The 21204-nt window shown below is 65.5% G+C and carries 23 protein-coding genes; 8 read left to right on the forward strand and 15 right to left on the reverse strand.

All coding sequences use genetic code 11. From position 1 onward, the window contains the following. Positions 1–23: 23 nt before the first annotated feature. Both WN72_RS07320 and WN72_RS07325 read right to left on the reverse strand, forming a co-directional pair. Positions 24–1373 (reverse strand): ABC transporter substrate-binding protein, encoded by a 1350-nt coding sequence (locus WN72_RS07320; protein ID WP_027560985.1) that lies wholly within the window; start codon positions 1371–1373, stop codon positions 24–26. Positions 1374–1459: 86 nt separating this feature from the next. Next, the gene (locus WN72_RS07325; protein WP_027560984.1) at positions 1460–2503 is read right to left on the reverse strand and encodes a C-terminal binding protein; all 1044 of its coding nucleotides are present in this window, start codon (positions 2501–2503) and stop codon (positions 1460–1462) included. Between the two features lie 260 nt (positions 2504–2763). On the opposite strand from WN72_RS07325, the gene WN72_RS07330 reads away from it, so the two are divergent. Then, positions 2764–4449 (forward strand): methyl-accepting chemotaxis protein, encoded by a 1686-nt coding sequence (locus tag WN72_RS07330; protein ID WP_092216820.1) that lies wholly within the window; start codon positions 2764–2766, stop codon positions 4447–4449. A 191-nt stretch (positions 4450–4640) separates the two neighbouring features. Here WN72_RS07330 and WN72_RS07335 read toward each other — a convergent pair whose 3' ends face one another. Further along, on the reverse strand, positions 4641–5618 hold the full coding sequence (locus WN72_RS07335) for a Bug family tripartite tricarboxylate transporter substrate binding protein (protein ID WP_092216819.1): 978 nt from the start codon (positions 5616–5618) through the stop codon (positions 4641–4643). A 90-nt stretch (positions 5619–5708) separates the two neighbouring features. Continuing rightward, the gene (locus WN72_RS07340) at positions 5709–6644 is read right to left on the reverse strand and encodes a DMT family transporter (RefSeq protein WP_092216818.1); all 936 of its coding nucleotides are present in this window, start codon (positions 6642–6644) and stop codon (positions 5709–5711) included. A 105-nt stretch (positions 6645–6749) separates the two neighbouring features. Here WN72_RS07340 and WN72_RS07345 point away from each other — a divergent pair, with 105 nt between their 5' ends. Further along, complete coding sequence (locus WN72_RS07345; protein ID WP_194482991.1) at positions 6750–7139, forward strand: DUF1330 domain-containing protein; 390 nt, start codon at positions 6750–6752, stop codon at positions 7137–7139. Between the two features lie 135 nt (positions 7140–7274). Here the strand turns inward: WN72_RS07345 and WN72_RS07350 are convergent, their stop codons facing one another. Next, positions 7275–7892 carry a TetR/AcrR family transcriptional regulator gene (locus tag WN72_RS07350; RefSeq protein WP_092216817.1) on the reverse strand — a complete coding sequence of 206 codons (618 nt, stop codon included), beginning with the start codon at positions 7890–7892 and terminating at the stop codon, positions 7275–7277. A gap of 66 nt (positions 7893–7958) precedes the next feature. Here WN72_RS07350 and WN72_RS07355 point away from each other — a divergent pair, with 66 nt between their 5' ends. Next, complete coding sequence (locus WN72_RS07355; RefSeq protein ID WP_027560978.1) at positions 7959–8363, forward strand: hypothetical protein; 405 nt, start codon at positions 7959–7961, stop codon at positions 8361–8363. 8 nt (positions 8364–8371) lie between these two features. Here WN72_RS07355 and WN72_RS07360 read toward each other — a convergent pair whose 3' ends face one another. After that, on the reverse strand, positions 8372–9304 hold the full coding sequence (locus WN72_RS07360) for a DMT family transporter (protein WP_092216816.1): 933 nt from the start codon (positions 9302–9304) through the stop codon (positions 8372–8374). A 426-nt stretch (positions 9305–9730) separates the two neighbouring features. On the opposite strand from WN72_RS07360, the gene WN72_RS07365 reads away from it, so the two are divergent. Both WN72_RS07365 and WN72_RS07370 read left to right on the forward strand, forming a co-directional pair. Then, positions 9731–11023, forward strand: a complete 1293-nt coding sequence (locus WN72_RS07365) for an adenylosuccinate synthase (RefSeq protein WP_027560976.1) — start codon at positions 9731–9733, stop codon at positions 11021–11023. Positions 11024–11060: 37 nt separating this feature from the next. Next, on the forward strand, positions 11061–12686 hold the full coding sequence (locus WN72_RS07370) for a hypothetical protein (protein ID WP_027560975.1): 1626 nt from the start codon (positions 11061–11063) through the stop codon (positions 12684–12686). Positions 12687–12690: 4 nt separating this feature from the next. Here WN72_RS07370 and WN72_RS07375 read toward each other — a convergent pair whose 3' ends face one another. The 4 genes from WN72_RS07375 to WN72_RS07390 form a co-directional block, all read right to left on the reverse strand. After that, on the reverse strand, positions 12691–13239 hold the full coding sequence (locus tag WN72_RS07375) for a hypothetical protein (protein ID WP_027560974.1): 549 nt from the start codon (positions 13237–13239) through the stop codon (positions 12691–12693). A 129-nt stretch (positions 13240–13368) separates the two neighbouring features. After that, positions 13369–13641 (reverse strand): hypothetical protein, encoded by a 273-nt coding sequence (locus tag WN72_RS07380; protein ID WP_231164214.1) that lies wholly within the window; start codon positions 13639–13641, stop codon positions 13369–13371. A 258-nt stretch (positions 13642–13899) separates the two neighbouring features. Continuing rightward, positions 13900–14130 (reverse strand): hypothetical protein, encoded by a 231-nt coding sequence (locus tag WN72_RS07385; protein ID WP_027560973.1) that lies wholly within the window; start codon positions 14128–14130, stop codon positions 13900–13902. Positions 14131–14165: 35 nt separating this feature from the next. Further along, on the reverse strand, positions 14166–14402 hold the full coding sequence (locus WN72_RS07390; protein WP_027560972.1) for a hypothetical protein: 237 nt from the start codon (positions 14400–14402) through the stop codon (positions 14166–14168). A 144-nt stretch (positions 14403–14546) separates the two neighbouring features. Between WN72_RS07390 and WN72_RS07395 the strand changes: the two genes are divergently transcribed. Both WN72_RS07395 and WN72_RS07400 read left to right on the forward strand, forming a co-directional pair. Next, entirely contained in the window at positions 14547–14972 is a 426-nt protein-coding gene (locus WN72_RS07395) for a DUF5413 family protein (protein WP_027560971.1), read from the forward strand. 59 nt (positions 14973–15031) lie between these two features. Next, positions 15032–15568, forward strand: coding sequence for a DUF4112 domain-containing protein (locus tag WN72_RS07400; RefSeq protein ID WP_027560970.1), 537 nt, complete (start codon positions 15032–15034; stop codon positions 15566–15568). A 77-nt stretch (positions 15569–15645) separates the two neighbouring features. Here the strand turns inward: WN72_RS07400 and WN72_RS07405 are convergent, their stop codons facing one another. From WN72_RS07405 to msrA, 4 genes are all read right to left on the reverse strand, one after another. Continuing rightward, positions 15646–15939 carry a hypothetical protein gene (locus WN72_RS07405; protein WP_027560969.1) on the reverse strand — a complete coding sequence of 98 codons (294 nt, stop codon included), beginning with the start codon at positions 15937–15939 and terminating at the stop codon, positions 15646–15648. A gap of 214 nt (positions 15940–16153) precedes the next feature. Further along, positions 16154–16318 carry a DUF3309 family protein gene (locus tag WN72_RS07410; protein ID WP_035731827.1) on the reverse strand — a complete coding sequence of 55 codons (165 nt, stop codon included), beginning with the start codon at positions 16316–16318 and terminating at the stop codon, positions 16154–16156. A gap of 108 nt (positions 16319–16426) precedes the next feature. Beyond that, on the reverse strand, positions 16427–16846 hold the full coding sequence (gene msrB, locus WN72_RS07415; RefSeq protein ID WP_092216814.1) for a peptide-methionine (R)-S-oxide reductase MsrB: 420 nt from the start codon (positions 16844–16846) through the stop codon (positions 16427–16429). 30 nt (positions 16847–16876) lie between these two features. Beyond that, a complete protein-coding gene (msrA, locus tag WN72_RS07420; RefSeq protein ID WP_092216813.1) occupies positions 16877–17581 on the reverse strand; it encodes a peptide-methionine (S)-S-oxide reductase MsrA in 705 nt (234 codons plus the stop codon). A 307-nt stretch (positions 17582–17888) separates the two neighbouring features. Between msrA and WN72_RS07425 the strand changes: the two genes are divergently transcribed. Further along, positions 17889–19574, forward strand: coding sequence for a caspase family protein (locus WN72_RS07425; protein ID WP_092216812.1), 1686 nt, complete (start codon positions 17889–17891; stop codon positions 19572–19574). A 301-nt stretch (positions 19575–19875) separates the two neighbouring features. Here the strand turns inward: WN72_RS07425 and WN72_RS07430 are convergent, their stop codons facing one another. After that, positions 19876–20991, reverse strand: a complete 1116-nt coding sequence (locus tag WN72_RS07430) for an ATP-dependent DNA helicase (protein ID WP_092216811.1) — start codon at positions 20989–20991, stop codon at positions 19876–19878. Positions 20992–21204: the final 213 nt, after the last annotated feature.

Here is a 21204-nt window from a genome sequence, read left to right on the forward strand (position 1 = left end):
AGCGGTTGCCTTGTCGTACGGCACTACCGGCCCTGCCGCCGGAAGTACCGCTTGCAGCGCTGCTCGGCTTCCGCGGCCGCAGCTTCCGGTGTCGCCGCCCCGGTTGCGACCGAGGCGAACATCTGCACCGTCACATAGTCCGCGCGAACAGCGCCGGTGGCGGTCGAGATCGGACCCTTGTAGCCGGCGTAATAGGTGCTGTTCATGGTGTCCTTGAAGATCGCGACCTTGGGATCGCCCTTCCACACCGCCGCATCGGCATAGGCCGCGAGCGGTTGCGACCAGTAACCGCTGTTGGCGTTGAGCCACGGCTCATACTGGTCCTTCTCCAGCATGAATTGCAGGAAGGCCTTTGCCGCGTTGGGATAGGGGCTGTGCTTGAACACCATCGCGTTCAGCGTCAGTCCCGACATCGGCGACCTCGGCGCAAGACCTTTCGGCAGCAACTGATGCTCGGAGTCTTCGGCGATGGCAGCGGTCGCCGGATCGTTCTTCAGCGAGAAATACAGCGAGACGCCGTTCGCGGTGAGCGCGATTTCCTGCGAGGAATAGGCGCGGTTGTTGCTGACGTCGTTCCAGGACGGCGTGCCGGCGATGAAGTTCGGAAAGAGCTCCTTGACGTAGTTCAGCGCCGCGATGGTTTCCTTGCTGTTGATGGTGACGTTGCCGTCCTCGTCCAGCAGCGCGGCGTTGTGCGACCACATCATCCAGTCGGCAAAGCCGTTGCCGTCGCCGACGGCGTTGCCGAGCGCAAAGCCGGCAGGCTTGCCGGCCTTGTGCAGCTTCCTGCAGAGATCCAGGAGCCCGGCATGGTCTTCCGGCGGCTTGTCGAACCCGACGGATTTGAGGATCGACTTGCGATAGATCAGGGGACCTGCGGTGGCGCCGAACGGGAGCCCGATCCAGGTATCGCTCTTGGCCTTCTTGCCATAGGCCTTCGCCAGGTTCTGCCAGCCGCCATATTTCTTGCCGAGATAGTCGGCGACGTCGGTGAGCTCGATCAGCTTGTCGATATAGATGTGCGGCGCGTCGGAGAAGCCGATGATGATGTCGGGGCCGGCGCCGGAATTCGAGGTCACCGCGGTCTGCTGGTTGATGTCCTCCCAGCCGACGAAGTCGACCTTGACCTCGACGCCTGTCTCCTTGGTGAATTTCGCCGCGTTGGCGCGGAACACGTCCTCGTCGGCCTGGACGAAGCGCACCGGGCGCAGCATGCGTAGCGACGCGCCTTTCTCGATCTCGAGCTTGGGTGCCGGAACATCGGCAGCTTTGATAGTGGATGGCTGTGTTTGCGCTGCAGCACCGGTGGCAGCAAGCGTTGCGGCGGACAGGCCCAGCGCCAAGGCGTCACGACGTGTAAGGTCGTTCCTCATCAGTTCCTCCCTGTTGTCGTCCCTTCCCGGCGTTGATCGCCGGTGAAGGGTCTCTTCCGTCTGTGGCGCCTTTGCGCGCCGTCCGCCTAGCTGTTGGGTCCGCGATCCATGCTGACGGGCTGCCAGCGGCGGAGCGCGGTGTCTTGCAGCACCGACGGATTGACACAGCTTACCGGCCACATGCCCTGAAGCACCAGTGACAATTCGTAGCCCACGCGGCGCTTGCGCGCCTCGTCGAACCGTGCCGAGGCCGAGGCGACATGGGCGGTCAGGGTCACGTTCTCCATGCTGAGGATCGGGTTGTTGTGCGAGGGCGGTTCCTTCTCCAGCACGTCGAGCGCGGCGTGCGCGATCCAGCCCTCCTGCAGCGCCTTGATCAGGCTCTCCTCGTCGACCGTGGCGCCGCGGCCGGTGTTGATGAAGATCGAGCCCTTCTTCATCTGCCGAAAGTGCTTCTCGGTCAGCATGTGATGCACCTCGGGCCTTGCCGGAGCGTGCATCGAGACGAAGTCGGATTGCGACAGCACCTCGTTCAGCGTCGCCGGGATGACGCCGTGGTCGTACATCAGCGTCTCCTGGATGAAGGGATCGTAGGCCATCATGCGCAGGCCGAACGGCGCTGCGCGTTTCGCAACCGCACGGGCGACGCGGCCGAACGAGACGAAGCCGAGCGTCTGGCCCATCAGCCGCGGAATCTTCAGGAGCGCCGGCCGGCCCTCGGCCCAGCGGCCGTCGCGCACCATGCGGTCCTGCTCGACCAGACGGCGGAACCCCGCGAGCAGCAGCATCATGGCGTGGTCGGCGACCTCCTCGATGAAGGTGTCGGGGATGTTGGTGACGGGAATGCCACGGGCGGTGGCGGCCTTGACGTCGACGCTGTCGACGCCGACCGAGCCGAGCGTGATGACCTTGCAATTGTCCAGCGCGTCGATGATCGACTTGGTGATCGGGATGCCCTTGGCATAGATGGCGTCGGCGGTCTTCGCGGCGGCGATGAACTCGGCCTCGTTGGCGGGGGCCTCGACGATCTCGGCGTCGATCGGATCGAGCGCCTCGCGCTCGTAGGAATAATCGCTGCCCGCGACCGTGAAGCTCGCGCCCTTCGGCGTCACCACCCTGTATTTCGGCATGTCTTGCTCCCGATTTGGTTTGTCGGTTCTTGTTGCGACCCGGCCTTCTTGAGCGGGCCTTTGCGTCTTTTACGCGAAATCGATGCGAGCGCGTACAATTCCCGGTTGTCCGTTGCGAGGATTTTTGCCGATTTCAGCGGCATGTTCCGGGCTTCTACGGAGGCACGTAAGTAACTTGCTAAGGGGTCTCACACTAAAAGTTGATTCAATTTGTATCGATTCACTCGCGTGCCGTATCCCTTTCTCGCCGGAGCCATCCCGTGAAGTTGAGCAATCTGAAGATCGCCCCCAAGCTGGGCATCCTTGTCGGCGTCACCCTGTTCGGTCTGTGCATCTCCGGCGTTCTGGCCGGGTACCTGATGAAGCAGGAGATGCTGAGCGCCCGTATCGAGCAGACCAAATCGATCGTCGATCTCGGACGCAATTATGCGGCCGCGCTGAAGAAGCGCGTCGACGCCGGCGAGATGACGAAGGACGCGGCCATGGCCGAGCTTCGCCGCTACGGCAACGCGATGACCTACGACAACGGCGCCGGCTATCTGTTCGGCACGTCCTATGACGGCATCACGCAGCTCGCGCCCGATCCGAAGCAGATCGGCACCAACCGCATGGACGTCGTGACCAACGGTCGCAAGCTGTCCGTCGAGCTGATGGACGGCGTCAAGGCCAACGGCTCGATCCTGCTGCATTATGAATATGTGAAGCCCGGCCAGGAGAAGCCAATCCGCAAGATCGGCTATGCCGTGGCCGTTCCCGGTTTCGACATGTATCTCGGCACCGGCGCCTATCTCAAGGACATCGATGCCAAGATGGGGCCGGTCTACTGGATGCTCGGCTTCGCCATGCTCGGCATCGTCATCGTCGCCGGCAGCGTCGCCTGGATGATCGGCCGCAGCATCAGCCGTCCGCTCGCTCTGCTCGGCGCCCGCATGAAGGATCTCGCCGACGGCAAGCTCGAGGGTGATATCCCCGGCGTCGGCCGCGGCGACGAGGTCGGCGCGATGGCGTCCACCGTCCAGATCTTCAAGGACAACGCAGTGCGCATCCGCGACCTCGAGAAGACCGAGGCGGACGCCAAGGAACGTGCCGCGGCGGAACGTCGCAGCGCGATGGAGGGAATCGCCAACGACTTCGAACGCAGCGTCAACGGCATCGTCCGCTCGGTCTCCTCGGCCGCGGCGGGCATGCAGTCGACGGCGCAGTCGATGACCGCGACCGCGAGCGATGCCTCCTCGCGAGCGGCCACCGTCGGCGCGGCCTCGTCGAAGGCCTCCGGCAATGTCGGCACGGTTGCCGCCGCCGCGGAAGAGCTGTCGAGCTCGGTTGCGGAAATCTCCCGCCAGGTCACCCGCTCGACCGAGGTGGCGAGCAAGGCCGTCAACGACGCCGAGCGCACCAACGCCACCGTCCAGGTGCTCTCCTCCGGCGCCGAGAAGATCGGCGAGGTCGTCAAGCTGATCCATTCGATCGCGGCGCAGACCAACCTGCTCGCGCTCAACGCCACCATCGAGGCGGCGCGCGCCGGTGAATCCGGCCGCGGCTTCGCCGTCGTCGCCTCCGAGGTCAAGGCGCTCGCCAACCAGACCGCGAAGGCGACCGAGGAGATCTCGGCGCAGGTGGCGGCGATGCAGACCTCGACCAGCGACGCGGTCGCGGCCATCACCGGCATCACGCAGACGATTGCCGAGATGAGCGAGATCACCGCCGGCATCTCCGCCTCGATCGAGCAGCAGGGCGAAGCCACCCGCGAGATCGCCCGCAACATCCAGTCGGTCGCGGCCGGCTCGAGCGAGATCAACGCCCATATCGGCAGCGTCACCTCGGCTGCGGAGGCGACCGGCACGGCGGCCACCGACGTGCTCACCAACGCCCGCGAGCTGGATCACCAGTCCGGCGCGCTGCGCAGCGCGGTGGACGGCTTCCTCGCCAAGGTCCGCGCGGCGTAAGTTCTTGCACTGAATTCGTAGGGTGGGCAAAGACGCGAAGCGTCGTGCCCACCTTTTCTTTTTGAACTTTGTCAGCTGTCATGCCCCGCGAAGGCGGGGCATCCAGTACGCCGCGGCCCGTCGGGTCAATCACTGCCGTCTCGGAATACTGGATCGCCCGCTTTCGCGGGCGATGACACCTTTCTAGAACGCTACTGCTTCTCGATCCCCGCGTCCCGGATCAGCCGCTCCCACAGCACCAGCTGCTCGTTCACGAACGTGCCGAGCTCCTCCGGCGTGCCGGAGAACGCGTCCATGCCGAGGATGGCAAGCTGGGCCTTGATCTCCGGCTTCTCGACGATCTTGCGGATCTCGGCATTGAGCCGCGTCACGATCTCCCTGGGCATGCCGGCGGGGCCGAAATAGCCCTGCCAGGAGGAGATGTCGAAATCAGGCACGCCGGCCTCCTGCATCGAGGGCAGGCTCGGGATCAGCGGCGTGCGCTCCTTGGTGGTGACGGCGAGCGCGCGCAGCGCGTTGCCCTGGACGTGGGGCAGGCCGGTGAGGATGTCCACGAACATCATCGAGACGCGGCCGCCCATGACGTCGTTGAGCGCCGGCGGCGAGCTCTTGTAGGGCACGTGCAAGAGGTCGAGCCCGGCATTGTGCGCAAAGGTCGCACCCGACACGATCGCCGAGGACGAGCCCGAGGCGTAACTCAGCTTGCCCGGATTGGCCTTGCCGTAGGCGACGAGCTCGGCGACCGTCTTGGCCGGCACGTCGGGGTGGATCACCAGCATGAAGGGCAGATCGCCGGTCCGCGCGATCGGCGTGAAATCCTTGACGGGATCGTAGGTCAGGCTCTTGAGCAGATAGGGATTGGCCGAATGCGTGGTGTTGGTCGTCACCAGCAGCGTGTAGCCGTCGGGCGCGGCGCGCGCGACATAGGTCGCGGCGATCATGCCGTTGGCACCGGCCTTGTTCTCGATCACGATGCCGACGCCGAGCGCCTGCGACAAATGCTGCGAGATCAGCCGCGTCGTGGTGTCGGTGCCGCTGCCGGCCGCGAACGGCAGCACCAGCGTGATGTTGCGGCTCGGCCAGGTATCGGCCTGCGCGGCGGATGCGGCGGCGAGGCAAAACAGAGCCGCGCCGGCGATGCGCAGGGCCCGGATGAGTGATGACAGCATGTCCAGACGTTCCCTCTTTTTTGGTTGGCGGGGAACCTAGCTTCTCTTCGCTCAAATCGGAAGGCGGGAGTTGTCGCCCGCGGCGCGGAATTACTTCACCGCAGAACCCTGCCGCGAGGCGATCACGACGCCGGCAAGCACCAGCGCGTAGCCGATCAGATGAAACGGCTGCAGCTTCTCGCCGAGCAGCAGGATCGCCATCGCCGAACCGAACACCGGCACCAGATGGAAGAACGGCGCGGCGCGGTTCGGGCCGATCAGCGCGACGCCGCGGTTGAAGAAGAGATAGGCAAGCGTCGAGGGGAAGATCAGGATGTAGCCCAACGTCGCCAGCGTCACGGTGTCGAATTGCAACACGCTGCCGCTCCAGGTCTCCCAGATGGCGGCCGGCAGCAGCATCGTCGCGCCGCAGCAGGTGGTGAAGGAGAGAAAGGAGAGCTGGTGGATCTTCGGCCGGCGCGGGATGAAGGCGGAATAGAGTCCGAACGCCACCAGCGAGGAGGCGAACATGAGGTCGCCCCTGTTGAAGCTGATGCCGGCGAGCGCGGCGAGATCGCCGCGCAGGATGATGATCAGCACGCCGAGCAGCGAGATCGCGATGCCGGCGAGCTGTCCGCCGGTCAGCCGCACGCCGAACAGCACCAGCGACCACAGCGCCACGAACAGGGGACCTGCCGACTGAATCAGCAGCGCGTTCAGCGCCTCCGTGTACTGCATCGCCCAGTACGAGATCGCGTTGTTGAAGGCAAAGCCGACCAGCGACAGGAACAGCATTAAGGGAAGGCTCGCGCGCAAAGCGGGCCAGTCGCGCTTCAGATGCGGCCAGGCGAATGGCAGCAGGATCAGGAACACGCCGAACCAGCGGATCGTGGTCACCGTCAGCGGCGGCACATGCGCACCGACATGGCGCGCGAGCACGATGTTGCCGGCCCAGAACAGCGAGCTCAGGCTGAGCAGCAGGTAAGGCTGGTTGTTGAGCCAGCTGGCCGGATTGGCGGCCGGTGGCGCGGGCGAAGCAATCGTCATGGGCGTTCGATACGAGCTTGCGCCGGATCGCCGTCATGACACAAGTCACGCCGCCGCAATGCTACAATGCGCGCACCAGCTGAGGAGGTGTCATTGGCGGTTAATATGTTGAACATCGAAGGCCTGGAGCGGCTCGACCGGAACGTGCCCGTGGTGATGCTGAACCTGATGCGTTTCCACGTGCGCTCGCGCGACGGCGACGGTTCGGGGTGGGATGCTTATCTCCGCTACAGCGCGGTGACGGTGCCGATGATCAAGGCGCGCGGCGGCACGCTGCTGTGGACCGGCGAGGCCAAGGCGATCGCGCTCGGCCCGCATGCGGGCAATGCGTGGGATTTCGTCGCGCTGGTCTATTATCCGACCGTCGCGGCGTTCCTGGACATGATGACGTCGGAGGCCTACGAGCGTGAAGCCGACCCGCACCGCGTCAGCGCCTGCGCCGAGCACGTCATCATCGCGACCAGCGAGGCCTACAGCAAGTTCAAGACGAAGTAGCTTCTGTCTCCGCGAGTCCGAAATCGTAGGGTGGGCAAAGGCGCACTTGCGCCGTGCCCACCACCTCTCAATTTTTACCAAAGAACGTGGGCACGCTTCGCTTTGCCCACCCTACGATATCTGTACGCTCGGCCCTCATTTCTTCGGCTCCACCACCGCATCCACGGCGTCACGACAAGTCTTCTGCAACAGGCGGCAGACCTCGTCCACCGATCGCTGCCGGCTCAGCGATGCAAAGGTCGGATAGCTCGTCAGCACGAAGATCAGATCGACCGCATCCTGCACGGCGCCCTTTGCTGCCTGCTTGCCGACGATCCGCGGCAACAGCGCAGCCAGCAGTTCGCGCCGGCGCTCGTTGCGTCCGCGCAGCGAGTCGCCGAATTCGGGATCGGTTGCGATCGCCTGGTTGAGCCCGCCAATGGCAGGATCGTGCGACCAGAACCGACAGAAGATCGCGACCACCCGGTCGAGTGCGGCCCGTGGGTCCGCCGTCGTCATCACCTCGGCCAGTTCGAACAGGCCGCCCTCGCGGGCAATGTGGTCGAACACGGCTTCCAGCAAGCCGCCCCGCGATCCGAACTGGTTGTAGACGGTGAGCCGCGTGACGCCGGCCGCCTTCGCCACGACGTCGAGGGAGAAGTTCGCGATGCCGGCATCCTTGCGCAACAGACGCGCGCCCGCCGCGATGACGCGCGCGCGTGTCTCCGCGGCCGCGGAGGCCCTCGCCGGGCTGACGTAGTTGCGCTTCGTCACGGCCTTGCGGTGTCCATAAATTGACTATACAATATGTATATCAAAATTGGAAAGCCGGAGCTTGCCATGCAGACTGCCCTCGTGATCGCCCTGTCGCTTCATGTCTTGTCGTCCGTGTTCTGGGCGGGATCAAGCTTCGCACTGGCGCGCACCGGCGGTGCCGGCGGGGAGCAACTCGTCTTTCCACAGCTTGGCGCAGCCATGATCGCAATCGTGACCGGAGGCTATCTCGGCCATCTCGTTCATGCCGGCAGCTTCGGCACGACGGAGCAGGTGCTGGCGCTTGGCGCGGCGTGCGCCTTGATCGCCGTCGGCGTTCAGGCGGCGATCGGCCCTCGCGCGGTCATCACCTTGCGTCGTGGCACCGGCGATCTCCAGGGCGTGCGTTCGCGCATTGCAACCGCGCAGCGCGTGGCGGCGGGGCTGCTCGGCATCACCGCGCTCTGCATGGGCGCCGCGCGCTATATCTGAGGGCGACCTTACGTCGTCTGCTTCCTTGACGCCACGAACACGCCCGACAGCACCAGCGCAAATCCGATGAAGTGGAACGCCTGCGGGTGCTCGCCGAGGAACGCCATCGCCATGATCGAGCCGAACACCGGCACGACGTGAAAGAACGGCGCGGCGCGGTTGGCGCCGATCAGGCGGACGCCGCGATTGAAGCAGAGATAGGCGAGCGTCGAGGGGAACACCGCGACATAGAACAGCGTCAAGAGGTTCGGCCCGTCGAGCTTCATCACGGGCCGCGCTGAGAGCTCCCAGATCTCCAGCGGAATGAGACAGGCCGCGCCGGCGCCGAAGGTGAAGGCGAGGAACGACAGGCCGTGCATCGGCGGCCGCTTCAGGGTCAGCACCGAATACAGCGCGAAGATGATCAGCGCGCCGATGAAGATGAGGTCGCCCTTGTTGAACGCGATGTTCGACAGCGCGGTGAAATCGCCATGCAGCAGGATGGTCAGCACGCCGCACATCGACAGCAGCACGCCGAACGCCTGGCCTGCGGTGAGGCGGACGCCGAGGATGGCCAGCGACCACAGCGCCACGATCAGTGGTGCGGCCGACTGCAGCAAGAGCGTGTTGAGGGCCTGAGTGTGCTCCAGCGCCCAATATTGCAGCGTGTTGAAGGCGCCGATGCCGGTGATCGAGAGCGTGATCATCAGGCCGAGCCGCCCCCGGATCGCGGGCCAGTCCTGAGCGAGGTGCTTCCAGGCGAACGGCAGCACCAGCAGGAAGGCGAAGGTCCAGCGCAGGAACGACAGTGTCACCGGCGGGATGTGGCCGGCGGCCAGCCGCCCGACGATGGCATTGCCGGCCCAGCACAGCGCGGTGATGCTGAGCAGCAGATAAGGCTGGTTGGCAATCCAGTTGTGGCCGGAGGTCTCGGTGGCTGTGGTCTGCCCGGTGGCGGTCATTGTGATTGTTATGGCCCCGCGTCATGCGCCGAGGCCCCGGCCCAGCGATATCAGGGCCGGCTGATAGCCCGGCCTGGCTCAAAGACACGGAAATCGCGGCTGCATCAACGGGGGGCGGACGCATCGCGACCATGCAGCGGCGAAGGCGGCTTCTCACGCTTTGGTCGAAGCCATGGCGCCGGCCGCCAAGGTTGCGAGATTTTAAGGGGATATCAAAGGCTTGGAGGGGCTTCCAAGCCCCGAAAAAGCCCCGTTCTTGCTTGCCTAGAAGGGCCGCTTCCTTTATCCGGTTGGGCTGCCTCGCGTGCGAACGGCCTTGGGCCGGGAATTGGGCTGGGCGCTAGGCGCGATCTTAGGAAAAGTGGATTCCGGTTTTCCGTTCGGATCGTGCCACCTACAGATAAATCTTCGAAGGATTACCCGCGAATGGCCAATGTTGTCGTCGTCGGCGCCCAGTGGGGCGACGAAGGGAAGGGCAAGATCGTCGACTGGTTGTCGGAGCAGGCGGACATCGTCGTCCGCTTCCAGGGCGGCCACAATGCCGGCCACACGCTGGTGATCAACGGCAAGACCTACAAGCTCGCGCTCCTGCCCTCGGGCGTGCTGCGCGAGGGCAAGCTCTCCGTGATCGGCAACGGCGTGGTGTTCGACCCCACCGCCTTCCTCGACGAGGTGACGAAGCTGCGCGCGCAGGGCGTTGCGGTCTCGCCAGAGAATCTGCGTGTCGCCGAGAACGTCACCCTGATCCTGCCGTTGCACCGTGAGCTCGATGCGCTGCGCGAGTCCTCCAACGCGGCGACCGCGATCGGCACCACGCGCCGCGGCATCGGCCCGGCCTATGAGGACAAGGTCGGCCGCCGCGCCATCCGCCTGATGGACCTCGCCGACCTCAACACCCTGCCGCACAAGATCGACCGGCTGCTGGCGCATCACAACGCGCTGCGCCGTGGTCTCAACCTGCCGGAGTTCGACGGCAAGGAGATCCTGAAGGAGCTGAGCGCGCTGGCGCCGCAGCTGTTGCCCTACGCCGAGACGGTGTGGCGGCTGCTTGACATCGAGCGGCGCGCCGGCAAGCGCATGCTGTTCGAGGGCGCGCAAGGCGCGCTGCTCGACGTCGACCACGGCACCTATCCCTACGTCACCTCGTCCAATACGGTGGCGGCGCAGGCCGCGACCGGTGCCGGCCTCGGGCCGGGCGCCGTCGGCTATGTGCTTGGCCTGTGCAAGGCCTACACGACCCGTGTCGGCCAGGGCCCGTTCCCGACCGAGCAGGACAATGAGATCGGCCGCAAGATCGGCGAACGTGGCCGCGAGTTCGGCACCAACACCGGCCGTCCGCGCCGCTGCGGCTGGTTCGACGCCGTGCTGGTCCGACAGGCGGTTCGCACCTGCGGCATCAATGGCCTCGCGCTTACCAAGCTCGACATCCTCGACGGCTTCGACACGATCGAGGTCTGCACCGGCTACAAGCTCGACGGCAAGGAGATCGACCATTTCCCGGCCGGCGAGGGCGCCCAGGCCCGGGTCGAGCCGATCTACGAGACCATCGAGGGCTGGAAGGAGCCGACCGCCAATGCACGGTCTTGGGCGGACCTGCCGGCCCAGGCCATCAAATATGTCCGCCGGATCGAGGAATTGGTGGGGTGCCCGGTGGCGCTGCTTTCCACCAGCCCCGAACGTGAAGATACTATCCTGGTGCAAAATCCGTTTGAGGCTTAACGAAATCTTACTGGGACGCGCGTATAGTTGAGTAGAAATGGCTGATTACTATCCGCTGATCGCCCGCGCTATTGCTGCCCTGGACCCGAACGCTCCCGGCGAGAGCCGTCGTGCGCTCTATGAGCGCGCGCGCACGGCGCTGATCGCGCAGCTGCGCAGCGTGCAGCCGCCGCTCTCCGAATCCGAGATCACCCGCGAACGGCTGTCGCTGGAAGAGGCGGTTCGCAAGGTCGAATCGGAGGCTGCCCAGCGCGCCCGCGAGGCCTCGCGGCCGGGTGGCGGCGGCACTGGGCGCAGTGGCAGCGGCGATGCGTTCCGGAAAGCCAGCACCCGCGCTGCCGAGGGCAATTCGGCCGCGCCTCCGCCGGGGGGCCCGCCGCGCACCCGTCCGGCCCCGACGCCGCCGCGGGCCGACCGTCCGTCCTTTAACGTCGATGACCAGGGCGATGCCCAGCGTCCGCCGCGGGCGCCGCGCTTCGACGCCCCGCGCCAGCCGGGTCCGCCCGGTCCGCCGATGCCGGAGCCGCCGGCGCCTCCGCAGGCCGGGCGCGATCGCGCCGGCGGGCGCCGTCCGCCGGACATCGGACCTCCGCCGCCGCTGCCGCCGGCGCCTGGCGTGCGCGGCTTCCGCGACATCACGGCAGATGCCAACGATCTCGGCGGCGCCGCCGCGCAGGCCAACCGCGCCGCGCGCCGCACCTACGCCAACGTGCCCTCGCCCTCGCCGGAATTCGACCGGCTGGAGCCGAGCCTGGAAAACCGCGCCGGCGGCGAGCAGGATCCGCCCTATTCCTACGACGAGTCGATCGAGGAGGCCGAGCGCTACGCGCCGCAGCCGCCGTCGCCGCGTCCGCGCATCGCGCCCGAGCGCGAGGCCAAGAAGCGCGCCCGCACCGGCTCGATGTTCCCGTTCAAGAGCGCGATCGCGGTCGGCATCGTGCTGATCCTGGTCGGCGCCGGCATCCTCTGGGGCAAGCAGCTGGTCCAGACCGCGACCAATCTGTTCAAGTCCTCGCCCACCCAGGTGGTGGAGGCGCCGAAGGATTCCTCGCAGCCGCAGAGCAAGCCGAAGATTCCGGACCGCGTCGGCCAGCCCTCGGCCAGCGACCAGCCGGTCGCGCCGGTGGCGCAGAAGGTCGTGCTCTATGACGAGGATCCGTCGGATCCCAAGGGTAAGCAATATGTCGGCTCGGTGGTGTGGCGGCTCGAGCCGATCAAGGCGTCGGGCAACCAGAAAGCCGACGTCGCCGTGCGCGCCGACATCGAGATCCCCGACCGCAAGTTCAAGATGACGATGTCGTTCCGCCGCAATACCGACTCCTCGCTGCCGGCGAGCCACACGGCGGAATTGACCTTCATCCTGCCGCCGGATTTCCCGGGCGGCAGCGTCTCCAACGTGCCGGGCATTCTGATGAAGTCGAACGAGCAGGCGCGCGGCACGCCGCTTGCCGGCCTCGCGGTCAAGGTCACCGACGGCTTCTTCCTGGTCGGCCTCTCCAACGTCGACGCCGACCGCGCCCGCAACGTCCAGCTCCTGAAGGAGCGCTCGTGGTTCGACGTGCCGCTGGTCTATGCCAACCAGCGCCGCGCCATCATCGCCATCGAGAAGGGCGCCCCGGGCGAGCGCGCCTTCAACGACGCCTTCGCGCAGTGGGGCGACTAGCCCATTACCTCGACGTCGAGCCGATCGGATGCTCCGGCGAGCCAAGGCCCGAGCCGGAGCTGCCAATAGGCTGCCCGTTGGCGGTATGACCGACGCCGACACCGGCCGCGCCGACGGCGCCGGATGACTGGTCCGCTCCCGGTGCCGTGTTCGAACCGTTGATGGCCGTACTCCTCTGAGCGGACGCTGTCGCGCTCGGACCAATGAGTGACGGATCGGACGGCACGAAATAGTTCGTCGCCTTCCTCGGCGTTGGGACTAGGCCTGGGGTGCCTGTCGTTCCCACCGTGCTGCCTGTTGTTCCGCTCGTGCTGCCGGTCGGTCCCAGATTGGTCGCAGGCCGGATGGTGCCGGTCCCGCTATAAGCGCCGTAACCACCGGCACCATAGGCGCCGTTCCCGTAGGCGCCCGTCGAACCCGCTGCAGCGGCCGCGGCCGCGGAACCGGTGCCGCCCGAGCCGGCGGCAGCTCCGCTTGTGCCTTGCGCAAGGGCCGGCGTGACGATGCCGGCAAGGACGATCGCGACCAGCGTTCCAGATGTCCATGAAGCCATGATCCCCTCCGATGCTCGTTCGAAACGGATCAATGTCGGGAACCCGACAATGGTTTCCCTTGATGTCCAAGCGCGCGGCGCGCGCGTTGTCGCACCCGCCGCTGCTCGACGCTGTCGCCGGCGGAGCGCTTATTGCGCGGCTGCCTCCCGCTTGCGCGCGGCTGCGGCCGCGGCGTGCTCGCGGTCCATCACGGCGCGGCAGCCGGGGCTGACATGCGACTTGTTCCGCACCATGCAGGCGGTGATCCTGGGGATGTCCGGGATCTCGCTGGAGCACAGACGCATCGCGTCGGCGGAGCACATCTGCTGTGCTTCCGACGAGAAGGCGAGGCCGGGTGATGTCTGGAGTGCGATGGCGGCGGTGAAGGCGAATAGCGAAGCGATGGTGTGATAGCGTGACATGTAGAATACGTCCCCGAGTTCCTAGGGCTTGAGCCACTTGATTTTGGGGCGCCGCACGCGGCTTGATCTGCCGCATGTCACAGCCTTCACGCCGGGAGCCTGCTCCCGCATGTGGTCGCTCGATTTCCTGATGTCCGAATCGAAAAGTGCTGCGCCGCCCGATTCGAGTATGCGCCAATGTCACGCAGCTGCAATGGCCGGCGTGAAGGAATTCGCAGTTGTTGCACGCACGTCACGCGGAAAGCAGCAACGCGCGGGTCAGATCAGCCGATCGGACGATGCGTTCGCCTCGTCCGCATCATCAGCGCCGAGCGCGGCAGCGTGTTCCTCGACCGCGCTGATGCCCTTTGGTGTGAGCTCGAACAGATCTCCGTCCTTCATCACATAGCCGTCGGCGATCAGCTCGCCGATCTTGCCGTGTCGGTCGTCGGCGAAGGCAACGGATTGGCTGATGTCCCTGAGGATCGAGAGCTGTTCGTCGCGCAGCATGTCTGACATCTCCGATCTCGGCAGGGACTCGATCCTCACATGCCGTGGCTCTGGAAGACCTTGCTGCAGGCGCGCGACAGCTTGGCGCGGTTGGCTTGCAGGCAGCTCTGCACCGCACCGTCATTGCCAAGCTCCTTGCGGCAGAGCCGCGATGCGTCCCGCGAGCAGGCGTTCTGCTCCTGCGGCGTGCCCATGTGGCCTTGCGCAAGAGCGGGGGATAGGCCGCTCATGGCGACCAGCGTGATCGTCGCCAGGACAAGTTTGCGGGACATCGGCGGCTCCAATCCGGCAGGAATGTTTCAGGTCCTGTCTGAACTCGGCGCCTTGCCACTTGTTCCCCTCGAGACAGCGCCCGCGGCCGCTGTTCAAGGTTCCCGCAGCGCTGCTATAACGGGGCGAAGTAACGAGGGTGTTCGATGAAACGCTATCTGGTGTTTGCGCTGGTCGGTCCTTTCGTCGGCGGGTTCCTGTTGCTGCTGACCACCACCTACCAGTCCGGCTATTGGGCCCAGACCAACCTCGGCGAGGTCGGCAAGCTGTTCGCGGTGTTCTTCAAGTCCCTGCAATACAGCTATCTGTTCGGCTTCCTGCCCTCGCTGATGATCGGCGCGGTCGACGACATCCTGCTCCATGTCAGGCGGATCGGCCCGGTCGTGCGCATGCTGCTGGTCGGACTGTTCGCCTTCCTCCTGGCTTCCCTGACCTACAGCTCGCGCGGGCCGGACTCCGGCGCGGTTCAGTTCATCCTGTACGGCCTGGTCGGGTTCGTGCCGGCCGTGATTTCATCCTGGCTCGTGCATAGATATGTCGAGGAGCCGCGACCGGCGGCGGCCCCGACCTGAGCGCGCGACGTTCGGGCGCAGCAGCAACCTCCGCTGCGCCGGTGCGTTCTCAGAAGGCCATGACCATGTCCGACGACGACATCCTTGCTCCGCGCAAATCCCGTTCGGGAGAGCGCTCGCGTTTTTCGGACCGCGAGGCGCGCGGGCCGATCATCGACCAGGAGGGGCATGAGATCCGCCCCGAGACGCTGGACCAGGGCTTTCGCGAGTTTCGCTTCGAGTTCGGCAAGGATAATCCGTTCGGCAATCTCACCCGCGAGCAGCGCATCGCGCGGCTCGAGGCGATCGCCAAGCTGCTCGACGTCGCCTTCATCCTGCCCGGCACCAATATCCGCTACGGCATCGACGGGCTGATCGGGCTGATCCCCGTCGTTGGCGACATCATCACCACGGCGATCTCGCTGTGGCTGGTGCGCGAGGCGCGCGCCTTGGGCGCGCCCTGGTACATCACGGCGCGCATGCTCGGCAATGTCGCGGTCGACGGCGTGGTCGGCATGGTGCCGTTCGCCGGCGATGCCTTCGACGTCATGTTCCGCGCCAACATGCGCAACGTGCGCCTGCTCCGCCGCTGGCTCGACAAGCAGCCGCGGATGTGAGGCCCCAAAAACGCAAAAAGCGCGACGGCCCTTCGGCAATCGCGCTTGCTGCGCATATCGGAGGCTTGCGAAGAAACTTACGCCGCGTCGGCGTCGGTCTCGGCGGCCGGGGCCGGCTTGGGACGGCGGGGCAGCGGGAAGGCTTCGCTCTCATAGAGCGAGCGGATGCCGTTCTGGTCGAAGCGCGCTTCCTCGACCTGGAGATAGGCGCCGTTCAGCGAATCCGTCGGCAACTGCTCCATCGCGAACTGCACGGCTTCGGCCGCGGTGCCGAACCGGCGATAGGTGAAGCCCGCGCGCTTCTTCTTGCGGATCGCGGCGGGGAACAGTTCGGCGGAAGTATTGAAGTTGAACGGACGCAGTGGACGCATGGTCAAAGACCTCGTGAGCTTCTCTGGGGCTTTAAGCGCGTGGGGTTTGGGAGGGCAGGGGCCGCAATCGAGCGGGCCCGCCGCACATGTCATTTTCGCCCACTAATATAGGCCGATTTGACAGAATTGCGACCCCTGCGATGGGAGATGATGAATCCACGCATGGCAGCCCCGCAGGGACGATAAGATAAGTAATTTCAATTACTTATATGGTTTACAGTTTGCCAAGAAGCAGCAGCACCAGCAACACCACCAGCACGACGCCGCCGATCCCCATACCGGAATGGCCCATGCCGTAGCCGTAGCCGCCGATCCGGCCAGACCAGCCGCCCAAGAGATAGATGATCACCAGGATGATCAGGATGGTCCCAAGCGTCATGGCATCCTCCCTGGCGGCCGGCGGACTGTGCGCATCGGCCGCACCGCCAGGAGAGAAAAGCATAAAGGTGCCATCGGGTTCCACTGGGGAACCCGATGGCACGCAATATTATTTCGGCTCGAGCTTCAGCGCCGCCGAATTGATGCAGTAGCGCAGGCCGTTCGGCCCGGGACCGTCAGGGAAGACGTGGCCGAGATGGCCGCTGCACTTGGAGCACAGCACCTCGGTGCGGATCATGCCGTGGCTCATGTCCCGCTCCTCGTCGATATGGCTATCGACGGCGGGCTGGGTGAAGCTCGGCCAGCCGCAGCCGGAATCGAACTTGGCATCGGATTCGAACAGCACATTGCCGCAGCCGGCGCAGACATAGGTGCCGGCACGGGGGTCGTGCTCATACTCGCCCGTGAAGGGACGCTCGGTCGCCTTCTCGCGCAGCACCGCGTACTGCATCGGCGTCAGCTCGCGCCGCCACTGCTCCTCGCTCTTGATGACCTTGTCGTCGGTGGTTTTCGCTTTGGTGTCGGGCATGGGTCTCCCGTTTCTCTTGCGATCTTTCGATCAGTTGGTCGCCTTGCTGGCACTGACCAGCGTCGGCTTCTCGATGTAGTTATCCGCGAACAGCTTTTTCAGGTTCTCGACCTTGGGAAGGTCGTTGTAGGCGATGTAGGGCTGGTTCGGGTGCAGCGTCAGATAGTCCTGGTGATAGGCCTCGGCCGGGTAGAACGCCTCCAGCGCGCCGACCTTGGTCACGATCGGCCTCTTGAACACCTTGGCGCTGTCGAGCTGCGCGATATAGGCCTCCGCCACCTTCTTCTGCTCATCGGAGGTGGTGAAGATCGCCGAGCGATATTGCGTGCCGGTGTCGGGGCCCTGGCGATTGAGCTGGGTCGGATCGTGCACCACCGAGAAATAGATCTGGAGGATCTTGCCGTAGGAGATCTTCTTCGGGTCGTACTTGATCTCGACCGACTCGGCGTGGCCGGTCCGGCCGCCCGAGACGGTCTGGTAGTCGGCGGTCGCCTTGGTGCCGCCGGCATAGCCGGAGACCGCGTTGACGACGCCCGCTGTGTGCTGGAAGACGCCCTGCACGCCCCAGAAGCAGCCGCCGGCGACCACGGCGGTCTGGATGCCGGTTGCCGGCGCAGCGTCCATGGCGGGAGCGGGGATCACGACCGCGTCCTCGGCGGCCCGTGACGGCATGGCGAAGGCCAGCGTCGCGGCGGCGGTGGCGGCGAGCAGGGACAAAAGGACAGGTCGGCGCATGGCGGATCCTCTTTCGGAAGGGCTGGCAGTCTAGGGCGCTTGGGCTCGGGCGAACAGTCCGCCCGGCCGCGTTTTCGCGTCATCCGAGATACGGGCAGAGCCGGCGGATTGTTACGCCGCCAAGCACACGAGGCTGTGAAGACCGCCGCGTGAGACAGCTGGCTTGGCGAGCAATGGAACTTCGGGTTAGAGCATGATCCGGAAAAGTGTGAAGCGGTTTTCCGCAAAGATCATGCGCAAACAATAGATGAACCCGCGCGATCGACGATCGACTTAGAAAAATGGTGGCTGGAGCTGACCTGACAACATGCTGCGCGTCGTTTCCCTGACCCTCGTCGTCCTCATCGCGGGGGCCGCGATCGCCGCGGCCGAGCCGCAAGCCGGCGACGATCTCGCCCTTTGCCGCGACCGCCAGGGCGAGGCCCAGGCCCGCGCGACAGCCTGCGACAATCTGCTCAATGCCGACCGTGTCACCGGCAAGGACAAGGCCATCGCGCTCTCGGTGCGCGGCAACACGCTGCTCAACAAGCGCGACTACGTCCACGCGATCGAAACCCTGTCCATGGCCATCGACCTCGATCCGGACTACGTCATCGCTCTCAACCTCCGCGGCCTCGCCTATGAGCGCAAGGGCCAGGATGATCTCGCGATGGCCGACTACAACCTCGCGCTCCAGAAGCGGCCGACCTACGGCGTGCCTTACAACAATCGCGGCGTCATCCAGTTGCGCCGGGGCGCGCTGCAAAGCGCGCTCGACGATTTCAACCTGTCGATCAAGTACACGCCGAAATTCCTGCTCGGCTGGACCAACCGGGCCCGCGTGCGCACCTTGATGAAGGATTACAACGGCGCGATCGCCGATTTCGCGGAGGCCGAGAAGATCGATCCAGCCGCGCCGCAGATCGCCAGCAACCGCTGCATCACCTACGGCCTGATGGGCAAGTACGACCAGGCCTTTGCCGATTGCAGCGGTCTGATCGAGCGGCAGCCGAAAAACGTCTACGCGATCAACAATCGCGCCGATGTCAGCATGATGAAAGGCGATCTCGATGCCGCGCTGAAGGACTACAACACGGCGATCCAGATCAATCCGAACAATGTCCGTGCCCATGCCGGCCGCGGCCAGATCTCCGAGCGCAGGAAGGATCTCGCCCAGGCCCGCGCCGACTATCGCTCGGCGGCCTATTCGCTGACGAATTTCGACGAGATCGACGTTGCGCGCGCCCGCGCCATTGCGCGGGAGCGGCTTGCCGCGCTGACGCCGCAGGCGCCGGCCGCCGCGGGCAGCCGCCGTGTCGCGCTCGTGATCGGCAACGGCGCCTACAAGAACGTCCACGCCTTGCCCAATCCGCCGCGCGACTCCAAGCTGATCGCGAACGCGCTGCGCGATGTCGGCTTCCAGAGCGTGATCTCCGTCAGCGATCTCACCCGCGACAAGTTCTTCGAGGCGTTGCAGACGTTCGCAGCCGAAGCGGAGAAGGCCGACTGGGCCGTGGTCTATTACGCCGGCCACGGTTTCGAGATCGGTGGGGTGAACTACCTCGTTCCGGTCGACGCCAAGCTCGCCGCCGACCGAGACGCCGAGACCCAGGCGGTCGCGCTGGAGCAGGTCATCGCAGCAGTGGGCGCGGCACGTAAAGTGCGTCTCGTCATGCTGGATGCCTGCCGCGACAATCCGTTCGAGCCGACCATGCAGCGCACGCTGTCGCTGAAGCTGGTCGACAAGGGTTTCTCCAACATCGAGCCCGGCGCCGGCTTCATGGTGGTCTACGCCGCCAAGCACGGCGAGACCGCGATGGACGGCGACGGCGGCGCCGACAGCCCCTTCGCCACCGCGCTCGCCCGCGAGATCAAGGAGCCGAAGGTCGAGATCCGAAAGCTGTTCGACATCATCCGCGACGACGTCTGGGCCGCCACCAAGCACGAGCAGCAGCCGTTCACCTACGGCTCCCCGCCGGGCCGGGAAGATTTTTATTTCGTGGCGGGGAAGTGAGGACGGAGTGCGGGACGCGATGGCGGAGCCTCAATCTCCGCTGTCGTCCCCGCGAAGGCGGGGACCCATAACCCCAGGGAGGAGTCGTGGTGCGAGGCGCCCACTCCGAGTCTTCGCAAAACTTCTTCTTGTGGGTATGGGTCCCGGATCGGCGCTACGCCTGTCCGGGACGACAGCGGAGGTTGAGGCGACGGTGCCGTAGGGTGGGCAAAGCGAAGCGTGCCCACGCGTCTTATTGCTTATGGAGAGAGATCGTGGGCACGGCGCTTTGCGCCTTTGCCCACCCTACGGCAGCGGAGTTCTAAACGACGATACTCAACCGCTTCGCCGCGCGCGTAATCCCCGTGTACAGCCACCTCGCGCGGCTGTCCTGAAACGCAAAACTCTCGTCGAACAGCACGACGTCGTCCCATTGCGAGCCCTGCGACTTGTGCACCGTCAGCACATAGCCGTAGTCGAACTCGTCGTAGGGCTTGCGCTGCTCCCAGGCGATCTGCTCGACGCCGCCCTCGAAGCAGTCGGCGCGCACCGAGACCTTCGTCACCTTGTGGCCGAAATCCTCGTCGGGCGACAGCCGCATCGAGAGAATGCGCGATTTCGAGCGCGAAGTGTTGCGCGACTTCACGCGCCAGAGGCCGCCGTTGAACAGGCCCTTCTTGCGGTTGTTGCGCAGGCACACCAGCTTGTCGCCGGCGACCGGAAAGACGTCCTCGATGTTCTGGCGCTGGCGCACCCGCATGTTGTAGGCGCGCCTCGTGTTGTTGCGGCCGACCAGCACCTGGTCGGCGCCCATGACGCGATCGGGGTCGAGTTCTTTCCGCGACACCACCTCGCTCTCGCCGTAACGGCCGATGTCGAGCTCGCGGCCCTCGCGCACGTCCATCGACATCCGCACGATCGGATCGTCCTGGGCCTGGCGGTGCACTTCGGTGAGCATCGCGTCCGGCTCGGAATTGGTGAAGAAGCCGCCGCCCTGGATCGGCGGCAGCTGCGCCGGATCGCCCAGCACCAGAAGCGGGCAGTCGAACGACATCAGGTCGCGGCCTAGTTCGGCGTCGACCATCGAGCATTCGTCGATCACGATCAGCTTGGCCTTTGAGGCCGGCGCGTCGTCCCACAATTCGAAGCTCGGCTGCTCCTCGCCGGATTCGCGGGCGCGGTAGATCAGCGAGTGGATGGTGGAGGCCTCGTCGCAGCCCTTGTTGCGCATGACGAGGGCCGCCTTGCCGGTGAAGGCGGCGAACTTCACCTCGCCGTCGACGCCTTCGGCGATGTGGCGCGCCAGCGTGGTCTTGCCGGTGCCGGCAAAGCCGAACAGGCGGAACACCGGCGGCGTGCCGCCCCGGCCGGGTTTTGCCTTGAGCCAGTCGCCGACGGCCTTGAGGGCGGCATCCTGATGCGGGGTGAAAGTGGCCATATCTGTCTTGAGGAGGGGCGAAACGAGGCGATTCGCCGTCCGTCAAAACTAACCATTCGCCCCGCCCATTCAAGCGCGGGGCGGCTGTTCTCTGCGGCCATCCTGCGAGACGCCCGCCTTTGGCGGGCTCCCTCAGGATGAGGGCGGAGTACGCGGCTGCAATTTCAACGGGCACCGATGCCGATTAGCCTCATCCTGAGCAGACCGCGCAGC

Source organism: Bradyrhizobium arachidis, from assembly GCF_015291705.1.
Classification (GTDB): Bacteria; Pseudomonadota; Alphaproteobacteria; order Rhizobiales; family Xanthobacteraceae; genus Bradyrhizobium; species Bradyrhizobium arachidis.